This is a genomic window from Candidatus Pantoea communis, assembly GCF_011752685.1.
Lineage (GTDB): Bacteria > Pseudomonadota > Gammaproteobacteria > Enterobacterales > Enterobacteriaceae > Pantoea > Pantoea communis.
In genome coordinates, this window is the sequence record NZ_VWXC01000004.1 from 37,685 (window position 1) to 53,770 (window position 16,086).

Genomic DNA, 16,086 nt, shown 5'->3' on the forward strand with positions numbered 1-16,086 from the left:
TTTGGCCTACATAAACAGTTCAAGCAGCGAATTCAGGAACAACTTCCCTTTTTCGGTTATCTGCCACTGCTCTGCGGTTTCCACCACGTAACCCGCCTTGATCGCTTCATCCATCTGCGCGCGGATCACTTGTTCATCCAGCCCGGTATAGCGGCTGAAATCTGCACGCGGTGCGGCTTCCAGCAGACGGAAGCGATTCATAAAGAACTCAAACGGCTTGTCATCGTTCTCAACGTTGTGCTGCTTGTCGAGGTACTTACCTTGCATAAAGCCGCGCGGATGACGGGTTTTCACCGTTCGCACAATTCTGCCATCCGGTTGCGTCAATTTGCCGTGGGCACCACAGCCGATGCCAAGGTAATCACCAAAGCGCCAGTAGTTGAGGTTGTGCTCGCAGCGATAACCCGGCTTCGCATAGGCCGAGGTTTCATACTGCTGATAACCGGCGGCACTCAGCAACTCATGGCCTTGTTCGTAGATGTCCCACAGCGCATCGTCATCCGGCAACACCGGCGGACGCGAGCTGAACATCGTGTTCGGCTCGATGGTCAGCTGATACCACGACAGGTGCGGCGGATTCAGCGCAATCGCCTGACGCAAATCGTCCAGTGCCTCTTCCAGTGACTGATCGGGCAAGCCGTGCATCAGATCGAGGTTAAAGCTGCGCAGACCAAGACCGGCCGCGAGATGGGCGGCACGTATCGCTTCTTCAGGGCCGTGAATGCGCCCTAAGCGCTCCAGCTTCTGCGGGCTAAAACTCTGCACGCCAATCGAAATACGGTTAATACCGGCTTTCTGGTAGCCGCTGAAGCGATCCGCTTCCACGGTGCCCGGATTGGCTTCCATGGTGACCTCTGCGTCGGCCGCCAGCGGCAGGCGCGCACGCACGCCATCCATCAACATTTGCATGGCGTTGCTACTGAGCAAGCTCGGTGTGCCGCCGCCAATGAAGATGGTGCGCACTTCGCGGCCAGCGGTAAGCGGCAGATCCTGTTCAAGGTCGCTGAGCAGATGCTGCACATACTCGATGTGCGGCACCTCGCCTTTTAACGCATGAGAGTTGAAATCACAGTACGGACACTTCTGCACACACCACGGAATGTGGATGTACAGGCTTAACGGAGGTAACTCAGGCATTGCGCATCGCATCCAGTAACAGCGTCAATGCTTTGCCACGGTGAGAAACAGCACGCTTTTCATCTTTACTCAGCTCTGCTGCGGTTTTGCCCAGTTCAGGAACATAGAATATCGGGTCGTAACCAAAGCCACCTTCACCTGCTGCTGCACGGGTGATTTCACCCGCCCAACTGCCGTGGAACACCAGCGGTGTCGGATCTTCCGCATGGCGCAGGTAAACCAGCACGCAATGGAACTGCGCCTGACGCTCGCCCTCCGGCACGTTTTCCAACGCCACCAGCAGCTTATCGAGATTTTGCTGATCGCTGGCGTCTTCTCCGGCATAACGCGCCGAGTAGATGCCTGGCGCGCCGCCGAGCGCATCCACCGCCAGACCAGAGTCATCGGCAATCGCTGGCAGACCGGTGATCTGCGCCGCATGGCGCGCCTTAAGAATGGCATTTTCAATAAAGGTCAGACCGGTTTCTTCCGCTGACTCAACGCCCAGCTCGGTTTGCGCCACGATATCGAGGCCGAAGGCCGCTAACAGATCGGCCAGTTCACGAACTTTGCCCGGATTACCGGTGGCGAGTACGACTTTTTGCATAACAGTTCCAGATTAACGAATTACAGCAAATACCAGAGACCTGGGAACAGGTCCATGCCGAGGAAATTCAGCGCGTACAGCACCAGAATCACAATCATGGCAGAGAAATCGATGCCGCCCATCGCAGGCAGAATACGGCGAATCGGTGCCATCAGCGGTTCAGTCAGCTGAATCAACACGTAATCAATCGGGCCACGTCCCTGGCTGATCCAGCTCATCAGCGAACGAATGATGATCACCCAGAACACCAGATAACCGGCGGATTTCACCAGCGACAATAGGCCAACTAATAGATTGGTGGGATCCACCGAGAACACGCCAACCTGAATTAACAGTAGCACCGGATATTTCAGGGTGGTCAGCACAAAGGCCAGCACCAGCGAGGCTGTGTCAATCGGGCCTATCGCTGGCAGCACGCGGCGCAGCGGCTTGATAATTGGCTGTGTAATCTTCACCACGAACTGTGACAGCGGGTTATAGAAATCACAGCGTGACCACTGCATCCAGATGCGCAGCAGCAATACCATCACGTACAGGTCGATCAGCGTTTTGACTAAAAACGTCATTGTTAACATGAGGTTCCTCAATTATTGTTGTGAAGGTCGCGCATAATCCCGCGCGCCAAATACGGCGGTGCCAATGCGCACCATGGTGCTGCCTGCGGCGATTGCCGCATCCATGTCGTCGCTCATTCCCAGAGAAAGCGTATCGACGTCAGGGTAATCCTGTTTTAGAGCGTTAAACGCGCCAGCCATCTGCTGACATACCGCGAACTGCCGATCGTAATCTGGCTCCGGCGCCGGGATCGCCATTAATCCGCGCAAGCGCAGACGCGGCAATGCGGCTATCTGCGCCGCCAGCGCCGGAATCGCCTCCAGCATGATGCCAGATTTGCTGTTCTCGTCACTGATATTTACCTGAATTAACACGTTAAGCGGTGGCAACGCTGCCGGACGCTGATCGTTCAGACGTTGTGCAATGCGTTCACGATCCACGGTGTGACACCAGGCAAAATTCTCCGCCACCAGGCGGCTTTTATTGGATTGCAGCGGCCCGATAAAGTGCCACTGCAGATCAGGATGTGCGGCCAGCTCAGCCACCTTTTCAACCCCTTCCTGTACGTAATTTTCACCGAATGCCTGCTGACCCGCAGCAATCGCTTCTGCGACTGCGCTCGCAGGTTTGGTTTTGCTCACTGCAAGCAGGGTAATTTCTTCTGGCGCGCGGCCGCAGCGTGCAGCGGCAGTGGCGATACGCTCACGCACTTGCTGTAGGTTGTGCTCAATGGAAGTCATAGTCAGGAGAAGTTAAATGGATTTGGATGAAGTTGTGGCCCTTAGTGTAAAGCATAACGCCGCCGATCTGCACCTTTGCAGCGGACATTTACCGCACTGGCAACGGCAGGGGGTGCTGGAGCCGATCCCACAACAAACCGCATTGGATGGCGACTGGCTGGAAACCTTTTTGCAACAGTGGCTCAGCGGCGTACAGCAGGATGAGCTGGAAGCGAGCGGGCACGTTGATTTTGCCATCACCCTGAAAAGCGGCGTGCGTTTGCGTGCCAACCTGTTTATGCAGCGCCACGGTTTATCGCTGGCGCTGCGCTTGATTGACAGCCAGGCGCCCAACATCAACCCATTGCAACTGCCTGACGTGGTAACGCAGTTGTTGCAGCTGGAAGAGGGGCTGATCTTAATCACGGGTGCCACCGGCAGCGGTAAATCCACCACGCTGGCTGCGATGGTGGACAGCCTCAATCGCGAACAGGCACGCCACATTATTACGCTGGAAGATCCGATTGAGTTTTTGCATCACAGCCAGCGCTCGTTGATACAGCAGCGGGAAGTGGGCGCACACACGGTGTCATTCCAGCAAGGATTGAAAGCGGCGCTGCGCGAAGACCCGGATGTGATTCTGTTGGGTGAGCTACGTGACAGCGAGACCATTCGGCTGGCGCTGACAGCGGCAGAGACCGGGCATCTTGTACTGGCAACGTTGCACACGCGAGGTGCCACGCAAGCGGTGGATCGGCTGGTGGATGTGTTTCCTGCCGAGGAAAAAAACCTGGTGCGCACCCAGTTGGCGGGCAGTTTGAAAGCGGTGCTGGCACAGCGTTTGGTGCCGGCAAAAAACGGCGGGCGAATTGGCTTGTTCGAGGTGTTGGTGGCCACGCCTGCGGTGACCAATTTAATCCGCGAGGGCAAGATGCATCAATTGCCCGGCGTGCTGCAAACCGGCGCGCAGTCAGGCATGCAGACGTTCGCGCAGAGCGAACAGGCGCGACAACAGGCGGGATTGATTTGAGAATTTGCGAGTCGATTCAAAAGGGCGGGCATGATTTGCGTGCCTGCGAGTTGATACTAAAGGGCGGGGCATGATTTGAATGCTTGCAAGCCGATACAAGGGAGTGGGCATGATTTGAGTGCCTGCGAGTTGATACAAAGAGGCGGGGATGATTTTAATGCCTGCGAGTCGTTACAAAAGGGTGGGGCATGATTTACTCGCCTGTGAGTCAATACAAGTGGCAGAATTGATTGGCGTGTTTGCAGGTTGCCGTAAATGGCGGGAGCACAATAGCCGAGCGAATAACAAGCAAGCTGTTGCCGCAATTTGTCAGGTGCGCATTCACGCGCACCTGGATTTCAATCAGTGCGTATCGAACCAATCTTCCAGAATGATCACCGCCGATTGCGAATCGACCTGACCTTTTTGCAATGCACGGAAGCCACCGCGTTCGAACAGGTCGGCGCGCGCTTCCACGGTGCTTAACCGCTCGTCCTGCAGCTCAACGCGCACGCCGAATCGGCCATGAATGCGATTGGCGAACTTACGGGCGCGATCGGTTAACGGCTGCTCGGTGCCGTCCATGTTCAACGGCAAGCCCACCACCACGTAATCAGGCTGCCACTCTTTCAGTAGCTTCTCGATCAGCTTCCAGTCTGGCGTGCCATCTTGCGCTTTAAGCGCGGTCAGAGCGCGAGCGGTGCCGGTCAACTGTTGACCGACCGCCACACCGATGCTTTTGGTGCCGAAATCGAAGCCAAGCAAGGTTTCACTGGCCATCAGGCGTGCCCTGCATCGCTGGTCATATTATGAATATCAATGCCCATGCTGCGTGCGGCTTCGCGCCAGCGCTCGGCGATTGGCGTCTGGAACAGAATATTGCTGTTGGCGGGCGTGGTCAGCCAGGCATTTTCCAGCAGCTCGTTCTCCAGCTGATCTTTTTCCCAGGCGCAATAACCTAAAGCCACCAGCACGTTATCGGGCTGTTCTGAGGTGCCGATCGCTTCCAGCACATCCCGTGAAGTGGTGATCACGGTGTTATCAGAGATACGGATGCTGGAAGAGTAAATTTTCTGGGCAGAGTGCAGGATAAAGCCGCGATCTTCCGCCAGCGGGCCGCCAGCGAACACCGGCTTATCCAGCTTAATGGCAGGATCACGTTCTGATGGGCTGATTTTAAGTTTCTTCAGAATGCCTTCGACCGTCAGGTTTTCCATCGGCTTATTCACGATCAAGCCCATGGCGCCATCTTCATTGTGCTCGCAGATATACACCACCGAGCGTTTGAACAGCGGGTCCTGCAGCGACGGCATCGCAATCAAAAAATGGTGCTGTAAATTCATTCTCACTCGTATACCAAAAATAACCGGCGCGGCCGCAGCCACGTCGGTTTTGGGTTCTCACGGCGCTTACACGCCGTTGACATCAGCCCAGGCGTTTCTCAATGGCATCCATCAGCATGCCGGTGATCGAGATCGGGAATGCAGCCTCGATTTCACGCACGCAGGTTGGGCTGGTTACGTTAACTTCGGTGAGTTTATCACCAATGATGTCCAGACCGACAAAAATCAGCCCTTTAGCTTTCAGCGTTGGACCCACGCGACGGGCGATTTCCCAATCGCTGTCACTCAACGGGCGTGCTTCACCGCGGCCACCAGCTGCAAGGTTACCACGGGTTTCGCCACCCTGTGGGATACGCGCCAGGCAGTAAGGCACCGGCTCGCCATCCACCACCAGCACACGTTTATCTCCCTCTTTGATCGCTGGCAGATAGTTTTGCGCCATGCAGAAGTTCTGGCCGTGGTTGGTCAGGGTTTCGGTGATGACGCCAAAGTTCGGGTCGTCCTGCTTCACGCGGAAGATCGAGGCACCGCCCATGCCGTCCAGCGGCTTAAGGATCACATCACCGTGCTCCTGCCAGAAGGCACGCAACTGCTCTTTGTTGCGGGTCACCAGCGTATCTGGCGTCAGGTCGGCGAACCACGCGGTGTACAGTTTCTCGTTACAGTCACGCAGGCTCTGCGGTTTGTTGACGATCAGCGTACCTTGCTCTTCCGCGCGCTCCAGCAGGTAGGTGGCATAGATGAATTCGGTATCGAACGGCGGATCTTTACGCATCAGCACCACGTTGAGATCGGCCAGCGGGATTACCTGCTCACTGCCGAACTCGTACCATTTGTCGTAGTTTTGCTCCACGCTTAACAGGCGCGTGCGGGCGTAGGTGACGCCACCGCGCAGGGAGAGATCGCCCATCTCCATGTAATGAATTTCGTAACCACGGCGCTGTGCTTCCAGCAACATGGCGAAGCTGGTGTCTTTTTTAATGTTGATGGACGAAATTGGGTCCATAACGATGCCAAGCTTAATCATTATTCTCTCCTCAAAGGGGGAATTTATTGCCCCGTTCCGTGACAGCGCTGCGGCTTTTCACGTGCGTAGTTTTAAAACCCTAAAAGTATCCCTTAACCCAGGTCACCAAACCTCACCTGAAGTGCCGTAATGGCCGTCAGTGCGGTAGTTTCTGTACGCAGCACGCGTGGGCCTAACAAAATATCGGTGAAACCCTGCTGCGCCGTCATGGCAATTTCGTCTGCGGATAAGCCGCCTTCCGGACCAATCAGCAGGCGAACTCGTTCAACCGGCTGCGGCAGAGTATTAATACTGTGGCTGGCACGCGGATGCAGATTGAGCTTTAAACCGCTTTCCTGCTCGGCACACCAGGCTTCCAGCGTCATCGCTTCACGGATTTCCGGCACACGATTACGGCCGCACTGTTCACAGGCGGCAATCGCAATTTTTTGCCATTGCTGAATCTTCTTCGCCAGTCGTTCAGCATCCAGCTTTACGCCGCAGCGCTCCGAAAACAAGGGTGTAATTACGTTCACGCCGAGTTCGATCGATTTCTGGATGGTGAATTCCATCTTTTCGCCGCGCGACATCACCTGCCCAAGATGGAGATGGAGCGGAGATTCACGGTCATCAGGCTGACTGGCAAGGACCCTTACTTTTACACGCTTTTTATCAGCTTGGGTGATTTCGGCGTTAAAAGTCAGATTACTGCCATCAAACAGCTCAATTTGTTGACCGGCGGTCATGCGCAGCACGCGCCCGACGTGGTTAGCGGCATCTTCGTCGAGGAAGACTTCACAGTTAACTTTAAGAGGTTCGGGATGATAAATGCGAGGTATGCGCATGCGGTTCCTGCCAGCGTTATGCCGTGTCTTCGGACACGGCCCAATCGGAAAAAAGCTAGTGTAGGGTAGCGCTTTTAGCGCTGGCAAGCCTGTTGTACATAGGGATTGTGATTTCCCTGCACCTGCGCGATGCGGTTGTCGCGTTCACACTCCCATTGGCTTACCGGATATTGCTTGTTCCAGGCGGTGAACAGTTGGGTCTGCTGGCGTGACAGACGCAACTGATACTGGTCACGCATGTAGAAGTAAGTGCGGGCGATGGCACCGCGTGCACGCTCGGGTGGCTGCGCCAGCTTCTGCTTGAAATCGACTTTCATTGCGCACTGCCCATATTGCGCGTCGCCGCCGTTCCACTGGCTGTACTGGAAGTTATTGCGATCGCCATTCACTTCACCAATCGCCGGTTGCAGATTGTGCAGGTCGCTTTCAATGCGGCGGTAATCGGCATCTTTACTGCAATTTTTGCGTCCGCCATTTTGCCAGCACTGGCGCTGATGGCCGAACTCCCATGCAGGCATCACATGTTCCCACTCAATACGTTCAGCGCGGTTGGCATTTTTACGCACGCTGTAGCCGCAGCTACTGAGATCGGGCACGCCTTTTTTGCCGTGCCAGCTGATTTTACAGCCGCAGTAAAATTCTGCCGGGGCATCGGCATTGATCTGCGCGGCGACCACTTTGGCCTGCTGGAAGTTGTTTTGATTGTAGTGGGTGATGCTGAGGCTGAAGGCGCTAATGGGGGCAACTAATAGGGAGAGTAACAACAGCGTTTTGCGAGACATATTCCAAAAATTACCTGATGCGTAAAAAGGCGGCAGGGTAACAGAATGGCGCAGGGTGGGAAATCAGATAAACGGATTAACCTGCTGAAAATTCACCAGGTTGCAGCAAGGTGCCGCAATGCACGCAGCGATATTCACTCTCGCCGCGCTGCACGCGATTGTGGCGGCGCACGGTGAGCTGATGCTGCTGACAGCGGCAGCGATAGGGGAAGGTATTGCTGCGCACCGAAGCGATTTCGAACTGATGGGTACGACGCGCGGGAACGCCGAGCACGCTCTCCATCATCCACTTCCACTCTTTGCCGTGCGGCGGCACGCGGCCAAAGGTTTTCCATACCAGCAGGTGCGCCAGTTCGTGCGGCACCACCTCGTCCACAAAGGCCTGCTGATTCTCCAGCAATAGCACCGGGTTGATGCGAATCTCCCATTTCTCCAGCCAGGCCGTACCGGCAGCGGTGCCGCGCTGCTGATACACCAGCTTCGGCTCGTCATAGTGACGCTCCAGCTTTTCATTGGCGAGCTGCAAATGGTGACGCAACGAGCGCATCACGGCTTGTTGCAGGGCAATGGGAAGGCGAGGTGTTTTCATGCCGGGCAGGATAACCTGGTACGCACAAATGCGCACCTGACGAAACACACAAAAAAAGGGCCGCCAATCGGCAGCCCTTCGTATCGCTTATCGACCTTATTGCTGTCCGATATCGCGCAGTTTTTTGCCTTGCATCAGGTTGCGCTCGATGTGTTCCAGCGAGACGTTTTTGGTCTCTGGAATCAGCGCCACGGTCAGCAGGATAAAGAACACATTCAGACCTGCGTATACCCAGAAGGTCGGCGCGTTGCCCAGCGTGTTCAGCATGGTCAGGAAGGTGGCGCCGACGATCATGTTGGCAATCCAGTTGGTTGCGGTCGACACGGTGATACCAAAATCGCGGCCTTTCAGCGGCTGAATTTCTGAACACAGTACCCAGATCAACGGACCGGCAGACATCGCAAAACCAACGATGAACATCAGCAGCATGGCGACAGCAAAGTATTGTGCGGAAGCGGAGTTAATGCCGATGTGCAGCATGGTACCGAGGATACCCATACCGGCAGCCATCACGATGAAGCCCAGCACCAGCGTCGGTTTACGGCCCCAGCGATCCACCAGGCCAATCGCAATAAAGGTCGCCAGTACGTTGACCAGACCGACAATGACCGTGCCCCACATCTGCTGAGTGGTATTGGCGAAGCCCGCAATCTCAAAGATTTTTGGCGCGTAATACATGATGACGTTCATACCGGTGAACTGCTGCATCACCTGCAACAGCACGCCCAGGAACACCGCACGGCGGAAGTTGCTGTTGCTCTGGAACAGCTGCCAGCCAGACTGTTTGATCTTCAGGCTTTCACGAATCTCATCCAGTTCACGTTTAGCTTGTTCGCTGGTATCACGCAGACGAGCCAGCACGCGTTCTGCACTGCGGAAATCGCCTTTCGCCGCCAGCCAGCGTGGACTGTTTGGCAGGAAGAATACGCCTACCAGCAGCAGCACGGCCGGAATGGTGATGATACCCAGCATCCAGCGCCATGCGCCTGCGTCACTAAATGCAGTGTCAGACAGATACGCGCCCAGGATACCGATGGTGATCATCAGCTGATACAGAGAAATCATGCTGCCACGAATCTTTTCCGGTGCGATTTCAGAAAGATACAGAGGAGCAGTGTAAGACGCGACACCTACTGCCAGGCCGAGTACTACACGTGCAGCAATCAGCATATCCGGGCTAACCGCCATGGCTGACCACAGTGAACCGATCACGAACAGAATTGCACCCGCCATCAGGCTCTTTTTACGGCCGAGATGTGAAGACATCCAGCCGCTACCAATCGCACCGACAGCCGCACCGAACATCATTGAGCTGACAATCCACTCTTGCTCATGTGCAGTCACGTTGAAATCTTTGGCGATGAAGGGCAGGGCACCAGCGATAACGCCGATATCCAGACCAAACAGCAGGCCGGCCAGAGCCGCTAAGAAGCAGACAAACAAGGTCATCATCTTGTTCGACGTTCTGCTCTTATGAGTATTACCAGGCATAATGCCTCCGAAGTTTATCTATCATTGTTTTTATCAATGTTATGAAACCTGCCGACGGAAAAAAGTGAGGATGATCACATCAGTGTAATCGGTTACACACGCTGAAGCCCTGCAATCCAGCATTTTCCGCCTGAAATAGTTACGTAACCAGTAAGGTATAGCACCCTTTAAGTTTCTGACATCTCTCTAAATATCGGCTATCAGACGACGCTGAAAATAACGCATTTTCATACGAATAACTACGCTGAAAATTCTCTAAATGACAGATTACAAAAGGTTTTCAAAATGTAATCGTTAACACTTTGTTGTAAACATCGAAAATGAAGTGTAGACGGCGGGAAAAAATGTGCAGGCTGGTTAACGGGCATAAAAAAGCCCGCAATAAGCGGGCTCGTTTTTGCAGGATTGTAAGATTACAGGCCCGCAGCCTCGCGCAGTTGAGCAGCTTTATCAGTCTGCTCCCACGGGAAGTGTTCGCGACCAAAGTGACCGTAAGCAGCGGTCTCTTTGTAGATAGGTTTCAGCAGATCCATCATCTGAATCAGGCCGTAAGGACGCAGGTCGAAGAACTCGCGCACCAGCAGGGTCAACTGCTCGGTAGGGACCTTCTCAGTACCGAAAGTTTCCACCATGATGGAGGTTGGCTCAGCCACGCCAATCGCGTAAGAAACCTGGATTTCGCAACGGTCAGCCAGACCAGCCGCGACGATGTTTTTCGCGACATAGCGTGCAGCGTAAGCTGCAGAACGGTCAACTTTAGACGGGTCTTTACCAGAGAACGCACCGCCACCGTGACGCGCCATACCGCCGTAAGTATCAACGATGATTTTACGACCAGTCAGACCGCAGTCGCCCATTGGGCCGCCGATCACGAAGCGACCGGTTGGGTTGATATGGTATTTGGTGCTGGCATTCACCCACTCTGCAGGCAGTACCGGCTTGATGATCTCTTCCATCACCGCTTCACGCAGATCGGCTGTCGAAATTTCTTCAGCGTGCTGAGTCGACAGGACAACCGCATCGATACCGACAATTTTGCCGCCATCGTACTGGAAAGTGATCTGGCTTTTCGCATCCGGACGCAACCACGGCAGTGAGCCGCTTTTACGCACTTCAGCCTGACGCTGCACCAGACGGTGGGCGTAGGTTACCGGAGCAGGCATCAGCACGTCGGTTTCGTTGGTGGCGTAGCCGAACATCAGGCCCTGGTCGCCCGCGCCCTGTTCCAGCGGATCGGTACGGTCAACACCCTGGTTGATGTCAGGAGACTGCTTGCCAATCGCGCTCAGTACGGCGCAAGAGTTCGCATCAAAGCCCATATCGGAATGGACATAGCCGATTTCACGTACGGTATTACGGGTGATCTCTTCGATATCCACCCATGCGCTGGTGGTGATTTCACCGCCAACCAGCACCATACCGGTCTTAACGTAAGTTTCGCAGGCCACGCGTGCTTTTGGATCCTGTTCAAGGATCGCATCTAACACGGCATCGGAAATTTGGTCAGCGATTTTATCAGGATGTCCTTCTGATACGGACTCAGATGTAAATAGGTGTTTAGCCATTCTGTTCTTTACCTTACAAATGGTTTGAATTCGACTGCATAGCGTAAGTGGACCAGGCCGACTCGACGCCCCTTCAGGCAAAGCCGCGAGCAGTAGGGAGTGTAGGTGCTTATCACCCACACCGCCTGGATGTTAACCAGTTTAGATGGAAAACCATCTGGACGGCTATTCTAGGTTACACAGTGAGCACTTTTCCAGTGCTTTTTCTGATTCCGCACGTTTACGCAAGTGAGCAGATGGAAGAAATTCCTGACACCTTCCACAAAATCCAGACAAAGATTTTGCTTTTTCACCCTGCAAACTGTATAAAACGCCGCTGCTGTCGACCACAGTACAAAAGGATGACGCCACCGTGCGTCGCGCCGTCAGAGCTGTTCTCTGATTTTCACCCAGGCCGTTTCTCGTTTGCTGTTTGCAGGCGTTGGAGGTGATAAAAGTAATGAACCACACTTCTCTTCTTTTCGGTTCACTGCGCTCAACGGGCGCACTGGCAATCCTTTCCCAATCCAGTCTTATTCTTTTCTCTCGTCGAAGTTTTGCACGTTGCGGTAATTATCCCGACACGAGCGCCGGCTAAGCTATTCCCTCATTTCTGTCGCTGTGTTTCACTCGTCTTTGGCGGTGAAAAGCGTTGGCTTCTGGCCCGTTTTTTACTGACTACGGCGTGGTGTTTTACACTTAGAGTCAGCAACGTGCACGGCAACCCGATAATCGGAGCTCAGCAGGATGGGGAAATGTTTACCCGGACTCACAACAGCAAGACCCGGCAACTGTTTCATATTTCAACGGAAAATTGAGGTTCGCGATGTCTGACGACATGAAGAATATCAAGGGTTCGTCAGCTGGCGAACAGGGTGTACTCCGCTCCATGCAGGAGGTGGCGATGAACGATCAGGAAGCGAGCAGAATGCTGCGTACCTACAATATTGCCTGGTGGGGTAATAACTATTATGACGTCAACGAGCTGGGGCACATCAGCGTGTGTCCGGATCCGGATCAGCCGGAAGTGCGCGTTGACCTGGCGAAACTGGTCAAAGAGCGTGAAGCCGATGGCCAGCGTCTGCCTGCGCTGTTCTGCTTCCCGCAGATTTTACAGCATCGCCTGCGTTCAATTAACGCCGCCTTCAAACGTGCGCGTGAATCCTACGGCTACAAAGGTGACTACTTCCTGGTGTACCCAATCAAGGTTAACCAGCATAAGCGCGTGATTGAATCACTGGTGAACTCCGGTGAGCCGCTGGGCCTGGAAGCCGGTTCGAAAGCCGAGCTGATGGCAGTGATCGCGCACGCGGGTAAAACCCGTTCGGTGATCGTCTGTAATGGCTATAAAGACCGCGAGTACATTCGTCTGGCGCTGATTGGCGAGAAACTCGGTCACAAGGTTTACCTGGTGATCGAGAAGATGACCGAAGTGCGCCTGGTGCTGGAAGAGGCGGAGCGCCTGAACGTGATCCCGCGTCTGGGGATTCGCGCACGTCTGGCTTCGCAAGGCTCCGGTAAATGGCAGTCGAGCGGTGGTGAGAAATCTAAGTTCGGTCTGGCGGCGTCACAAGTGTTGCAGCTGGTGGATATCATGCGCAAAGCCGGTCGTCTCGACAGCCTGCAACTGCTGCATTTCCATCTTGGCTCGCAGATGTCCAACATTCGCGACATCGCCACCGGTGTGCGTGAGTCGGCGCGTTTCTACGTTGAGCTGGCGAAGCTCGGCGTGAACATCAAATGCTTTGATGTCGGCGGCGGTTTGGGCGTGGATTATGAAGGTACGCGTTCGCAATCTGACTGCTCGGTGAACTACGGCCTGAACGAATATGCCAACAACGTGATTTGGGCAATTGGTGATGCTTGTGAAGAGCACGGTCTGGAGCATCCAACCGTCATCACCGAATCCGGTCGTGCGGTTACCGCGCACCACACCGTGCTGGTCTCCAATATCATCGGTGTAGAGCGCAACGAATTCAGTACGCCAGTGGCGCCAGATGTCGATTCACCACGTCCGATTCAGAGCCTGTGGGATACCTGGCAGGAGATGCACGAGCCGAACGTCCGTCGTTCGCTGCGTGAATGGCTGCACGATAGCCAGATGGATCTGTTCGATATCCATACCGGTTACTCTTCCGGCACCTACGATCTCGGCCAGCGCGCCTGGGCAGAGCAGCTTTATTTAAGCATCTGTCACTATATCCAGCAGCATCTGGATCCAAGCAACCGTGCGCACCGTCCTATCATTGATGAACTGCAGGAACGTATGGCGGATAAGATTTACGTCAACTTCTCGCTGTTCCAGTCAATGCCGGATGCGTGGGGTATCGATCAGCTGTTCCCGGTGCTGCCGCTGGAAGGATTGAACAAGATCCCTCAGCGTCGTGCGGTATTGCTCGACATTACTTGTGACTCCGATGGCACCATCGATCACTACGTAGATGGCGACGGTATTGCCACCACCATGCCGATGCCAGAGTACGACATTGATAATCCGCCAATGCTGGGCTTCTTTATGGTTGGCGCGTATCAGGAAATCCTCGGCAACATGCACAACCTGTTTGGCGATACCGAAGCGGTTGACGTATTCGCTTTCCCCGATGGCAGCGTTGAAGTGCAATTGTCAGATGAAGGCGATACCGTGGCAGACATGCTGGAGTATGTGCAGCTGAACCCTAACGATTTGATGACGCTGTTCCGCGATCAGGTGACACAGCAGAAAGACATCGACGAAGAGCTGCGTGCACAGTTCCTTGAAGAGTTTGAAAGTGGCTTATATGGTTACACCTATCTTGAAGATGAGTAACTGTTAATACGCATAGCGGGCCCTGTACAGGGCCCGTTTTTATTTACCTGCCATTCTATTTTCTTATTCCTCTATTCTTTTATTCGAAGTGTGATGAAGATCACTCTCAATAAATGTTAATCATCCATTTATAACTCGCGCCTAAAATACGTGTTTTCTATCCCCTTCATTTTTATTCACAAAGCTAAAGAACCGCTTCGCTTCAATCCCGAATATCCCTGCATTAGTTACTGATTTTGTAAGGATTGGATAGGTAATCTGTTATGTTTTCTTATCGATGTATAATAAAAATTTAAACATTAAGGATTGAATAGTCCCATCAAGAAACTACATTTTTTGACGTCTTTTGGAACCATGCATTCCAGAACGAAAAAAATGAATTTTGCGATGTAATTATCTTTATCAGACAAATTAAGAATAATTTATACAATAAATTCAATGTGTTCGTTGTTTTTATATCTGTCAAGGATGGTATTAACTTAAATTTTTCCAGGAATTATCCGATAATTTTGTGAAAGTAAATTAAGTTTACTTCGTAAATTGATAGATTTAAACGATTGAAGTGTGGTTGAGTCTTTACTGAAATCTATTTTGCAAACTGTAAGTCCTACGTTAGGCTTCAGTTAACGTGTTAAGATTTATCGATGTTTCCCTTACATCTCACATGAGTAATCCTGACAGTTCAGGAGTATCAGTAAGTTGCGGAAGGGACTGTGAAATGAGCAATCAACCTGAATACATTTTCTTGCTGGAACCCGTTCATGGTAAAGCCGGCGAGTTGATTGCATGGGAATTGTTAACCCGATTCTCAGATGATGCAGATATTAATAATAAACGTAACCCTTGCAGGGATGAGGGGTTCTTCAGTCGGCTTCCTGCTGACGAGAAATGGCAATTATTCCTCCACCAGATCGGAAAACTTATTCAGCTATACCAGAAAGGGTTTGATCAGGTAGTCAGTGTAAATGTGGATAGAGATATCGTCGCCGGTATTTTTGAAGATGCTGAAATACAACAAAAACTGGCGAGTTTAACGTTGTTGCGTTTAGAGATATCCGCCTTCTTTACCGCGCGTTTTAACAGCGCAGACCTGCTGATATTAAAAGGTGTCGCGAAAGTGACACACGCCCCTTTATGGCTTGATGACTTTGGTCCGGGTTATTCCAACCTGACCATGCTCGATAGCGGAATATTTGAAATCGTCAAGATTGACAAAGATTTTTTTTGGCAATTTGGCGACGGTCACATTTTTGACACGCTGCTTAGCCACCTCAACCAATTATGCAAAGGCGTGATTGTTGAAGGCGTTGAAAACCCATCACACCTCGATTTGCTGGCGCATAAAGCGATCTACGGTATGCAGGGCTATCACTGGCAGAGTGTCTATCTAAATGATTTTCTTAAGCAATCCTGAGTTTGTGCGGGTTCGGCCACGACAATCGGGGTAGAAAAAATGTCTAAAAATGGGTTCATTGCATTCAATTTGATTTGTGCTCGCCCAATGGAAAATAAAGGCATTTCCCCCTTTGTTCCGCTGAAAAATAAACCCAGCCCATTCCCAGGATGGAGGCTTAACTCGGCTCAGCGCGATTTCATCATGAGTTTGTATGAAATCGACCAAGAAAAGAAGTGAATAGTCATCTGGATTATTCGCCATTGAAGCCGGTATCTGCG

The 16,086-nt window shown here is 52.9% G+C and carries 15 protein-coding genes; 3 read left to right on the plus strand and 12 right to left on the minus strand.

Annotated elements, in window-relative coordinates:
• Positions 1–6: 6 nt before the first annotated feature.
• From hemW to F3J37_RS07525, 4 genes are read right to left on the minus strand one after another with little or no spacing between them, the layout of a single operon-like run.
• Positions 7–1,137: a radical SAM family heme chaperone HemW gene (hemW, locus tag F3J37_RS07510; protein ID WP_166932823.1), complete on the minus strand. Its 1,131-nt coding sequence runs from the start codon at positions 1,135–1,137 to the stop codon at positions 7–9.
• Complete coding sequence (locus tag F3J37_RS07515) at positions 1,130–1,723, minus strand: XTP/dITP diphosphatase (RefSeq protein ID WP_097118062.1); 594 nt, start codon at positions 1,721–1,723, stop codon at positions 1,130–1,132. Before F3J37_RS07515 ends, hemW begins: the two co-directional genes overlap by 8 nt.
• A 20-nt stretch (positions 1,724–1,743) precedes the next feature.
• The gene (locus tag F3J37_RS07520; RefSeq protein WP_034823271.1) at positions 1,744–2,298 is read right to left on the minus strand and encodes a YggT family protein; all 555 of its coding nucleotides are present in this window, start codon (positions 2,296–2,298) and stop codon (positions 1,744–1,746) included.
• A gap of 12 nt (positions 2,299–2,310) precedes the next feature.
• Positions 2,311–3,018 carry a YggS family pyridoxal phosphate-dependent enzyme gene (locus F3J37_RS07525; protein ID WP_166932824.1) on the minus strand — a complete coding sequence of 236 codons (708 nt, stop codon included), beginning with the start codon at positions 3,016–3,018 and terminating at the stop codon, positions 2,311–2,313.
• 16 nt (positions 3,019–3,034) lie between these two features.
• Between F3J37_RS07525 and F3J37_RS07530 the strand changes: the two genes are divergently transcribed.
• Positions 3,035–4,027, plus strand: a complete 993-nt coding sequence (locus F3J37_RS07530; protein WP_166932826.1) for a type IV pilus twitching motility protein PilT — start codon at positions 3,035–3,037, stop codon at positions 4,025–4,027.
• Between the two features lie 342 nt (positions 4,028–4,369).
• Here the strand turns inward: F3J37_RS07530 and ruvX are convergent, their stop codons facing one another.
• The 8 genes from ruvX to metK all read right to left on the minus strand — a co-directional run bounded on the left by ruvX (position 4,370) and on the right by metK (position 11,627).
• Positions 4,370–4,786: a Holliday junction resolvase RuvX gene (gene ruvX / locus F3J37_RS07535; RefSeq protein WP_034823268.1), complete on the minus strand. Its 417-nt coding sequence runs from the start codon at positions 4,784–4,786 to the stop codon at positions 4,370–4,372.
• Positions 4,786–5,349 carry a YqgE/AlgH family protein gene (locus tag F3J37_RS07540; RefSeq protein ID WP_034823267.1) on the minus strand — a complete coding sequence of 188 codons (564 nt, stop codon included), beginning with the start codon at positions 5,347–5,349 and terminating at the stop codon, positions 4,786–4,788. Before F3J37_RS07540 ends, ruvX begins: the two co-directional genes overlap by 1 nt.
• 82 nt (positions 5,350–5,431) lie before the next feature.
• Complete coding sequence (gene gshB / locus F3J37_RS07545; protein WP_034823266.1) at positions 5,432–6,376, minus strand: glutathione synthase; 945 nt, start codon at positions 6,374–6,376, stop codon at positions 5,432–5,434.
• A gap of 92 nt (positions 6,377–6,468) precedes the next feature.
• Positions 6,469–7,200: a 16S rRNA (uracil(1498)-N(3))-methyltransferase gene (rsmE, locus tag F3J37_RS07550; RefSeq protein WP_166932827.1), complete on the minus strand. Its 732-nt coding sequence runs from the start codon at positions 7,198–7,200 to the stop codon at positions 6,469–6,471.
• Between the two features lie 74 nt (positions 7,201–7,274).
• Positions 7,275–7,982: a deoxyribonuclease I gene (gene endA / locus F3J37_RS07555; protein WP_034823262.1), complete on the minus strand. Its 708-nt coding sequence runs from the start codon at positions 7,980–7,982 to the stop codon at positions 7,275–7,277.
• 76 nt (positions 7,983–8,058) lie between these two features.
• Complete coding sequence (locus F3J37_RS07560; protein ID WP_166932829.1) at positions 8,059–8,571, minus strand: SprT family zinc-dependent metalloprotease; 513 nt, start codon at positions 8,569–8,571, stop codon at positions 8,059–8,061.
• 96 nt (positions 8,572–8,667) lie between these two features.
• Positions 8,668–10,062: a sugar porter family MFS transporter gene (locus tag F3J37_RS07565; RefSeq protein ID WP_034823260.1), complete on the minus strand. Its 1,395-nt coding sequence runs from the start codon at positions 10,060–10,062 to the stop codon at positions 8,668–8,670.
• Between the two features lie 413 nt (positions 10,063–10,475).
• Positions 10,476–11,627 carry a methionine adenosyltransferase gene (gene metK, locus F3J37_RS07570; RefSeq protein ID WP_058959339.1) on the minus strand — a complete coding sequence of 384 codons (1,152 nt, stop codon included), beginning with the start codon at positions 11,625–11,627 and terminating at the stop codon, positions 10,476–10,478.
• A gap of 805 nt (positions 11,628–12,432) precedes the next feature.
• Between metK and speA the strand changes: the two genes are divergently transcribed.
• Both speA and F3J37_RS07580 read left to right on the plus strand, forming a co-directional pair.
• A complete protein-coding gene (gene speA, locus F3J37_RS07575) occupies positions 12,433–14,412 on the plus strand; it encodes a biosynthetic arginine decarboxylase (protein ID WP_072016983.1) in 1,980 nt (659 codons plus the stop codon).
• 718 nt (positions 14,413–15,130) lie between these two features.
• Positions 15,131–15,826: an EAL domain-containing protein gene (locus F3J37_RS07580; protein WP_097118055.1), complete on the plus strand. Its 696-nt coding sequence runs from the start codon at positions 15,131–15,133 to the stop codon at positions 15,824–15,826.
• Positions 15,827–16,086: the final 260 nt, after the last annotated feature.

What these genes read in the sequence shown, in the direction of transcription:
- ruvX (WP_034823268.1), bottom strand. Translation starts at nt 4,786, where the DNA reads ATGGCCAGTGAAACCTTGCTTGGCTTCGATTTCGGCACCAAAAGCATC.
- F3J37_RS07580 (WP_097118055.1), top strand. Translation starts at nt 15,131, where the DNA reads ATGAGCAATCAACCTGAATACATTTTCTTGCTGGAACCCGTTCATGGT.
- hemW (WP_166932823.1), bottom strand. Translation starts at nt 1,137, where the DNA reads ATGCCTGAGTTACCTCCGTTAAGCCTGTACATCCACATTCCGTGGTGT.
- speA (WP_072016983.1), top strand. Translation starts at nt 12,433, where the DNA reads ATGTCTGACGACATGAAGAATATCAAGGGTTCGTCAGCTGGCGAACAG.
- F3J37_RS07525 (WP_166932824.1), bottom strand. Translation starts at nt 3,018, where the DNA reads ATGACTTCCATTGAGCACAACCTACAGCAAGTGCGTGAGCGTATCGCC.
- F3J37_RS07560 (WP_166932829.1), bottom strand. Translation starts at nt 8,571, where the DNA reads ATGAAAACACCTCGCCTTCCCATTGCCCTGCAACAAGCCGTGATGCGC.
- rsmE (WP_166932827.1), bottom strand. Translation starts at nt 7,200, where the DNA reads ATGCGCATACCTCGCATTTATCATCCCGAACCTCTTAAAGTTAACTGT.
- F3J37_RS07520 (WP_034823271.1), bottom strand. Translation starts at nt 2,298, where the DNA reads ATGTTAACAATGACGTTTTTAGTCAAAACGCTGATCGACCTGTACGTG.
- endA (WP_034823262.1), bottom strand. Translation starts at nt 7,982, where the DNA reads ATGTCTCGCAAAACGCTGTTGTTACTCTCCCTATTAGTTGCCCCCATT.
- F3J37_RS07530 (WP_166932826.1), top strand. Translation starts at nt 3,035, where the DNA reads ATGGATTTGGATGAAGTTGTGGCCCTTAGTGTAAAGCATAACGCCGCC.
- F3J37_RS07540 (WP_034823267.1), bottom strand. Translation starts at nt 5,349, where the DNA reads ATGAATTTACAGCACCATTTTTTGATTGCGATGCCGTCGCTGCAGGAC.
- gshB (WP_034823266.1), bottom strand. Translation starts at nt 6,376, where the DNA reads ATGATTAAGCTTGGCATCGTTATGGACCCAATTTCGTCCATCAACATT.
- F3J37_RS07565 (WP_034823260.1), bottom strand. Translation starts at nt 10,062, where the DNA reads ATGCCTGGTAATACTCATAAGAGCAGAACGTCGAACAAGATGATGACC.
- F3J37_RS07515 (WP_097118062.1), bottom strand. Translation starts at nt 1,723, where the DNA reads ATGCAAAAAGTCGTACTCGCCACCGGTAATCCGGGCAAAGTTCGTGAA.
- metK (WP_058959339.1), bottom strand. Translation starts at nt 11,627, where the DNA reads ATGGCTAAACACCTATTTACATCTGAGTCCGTATCAGAAGGACATCCT.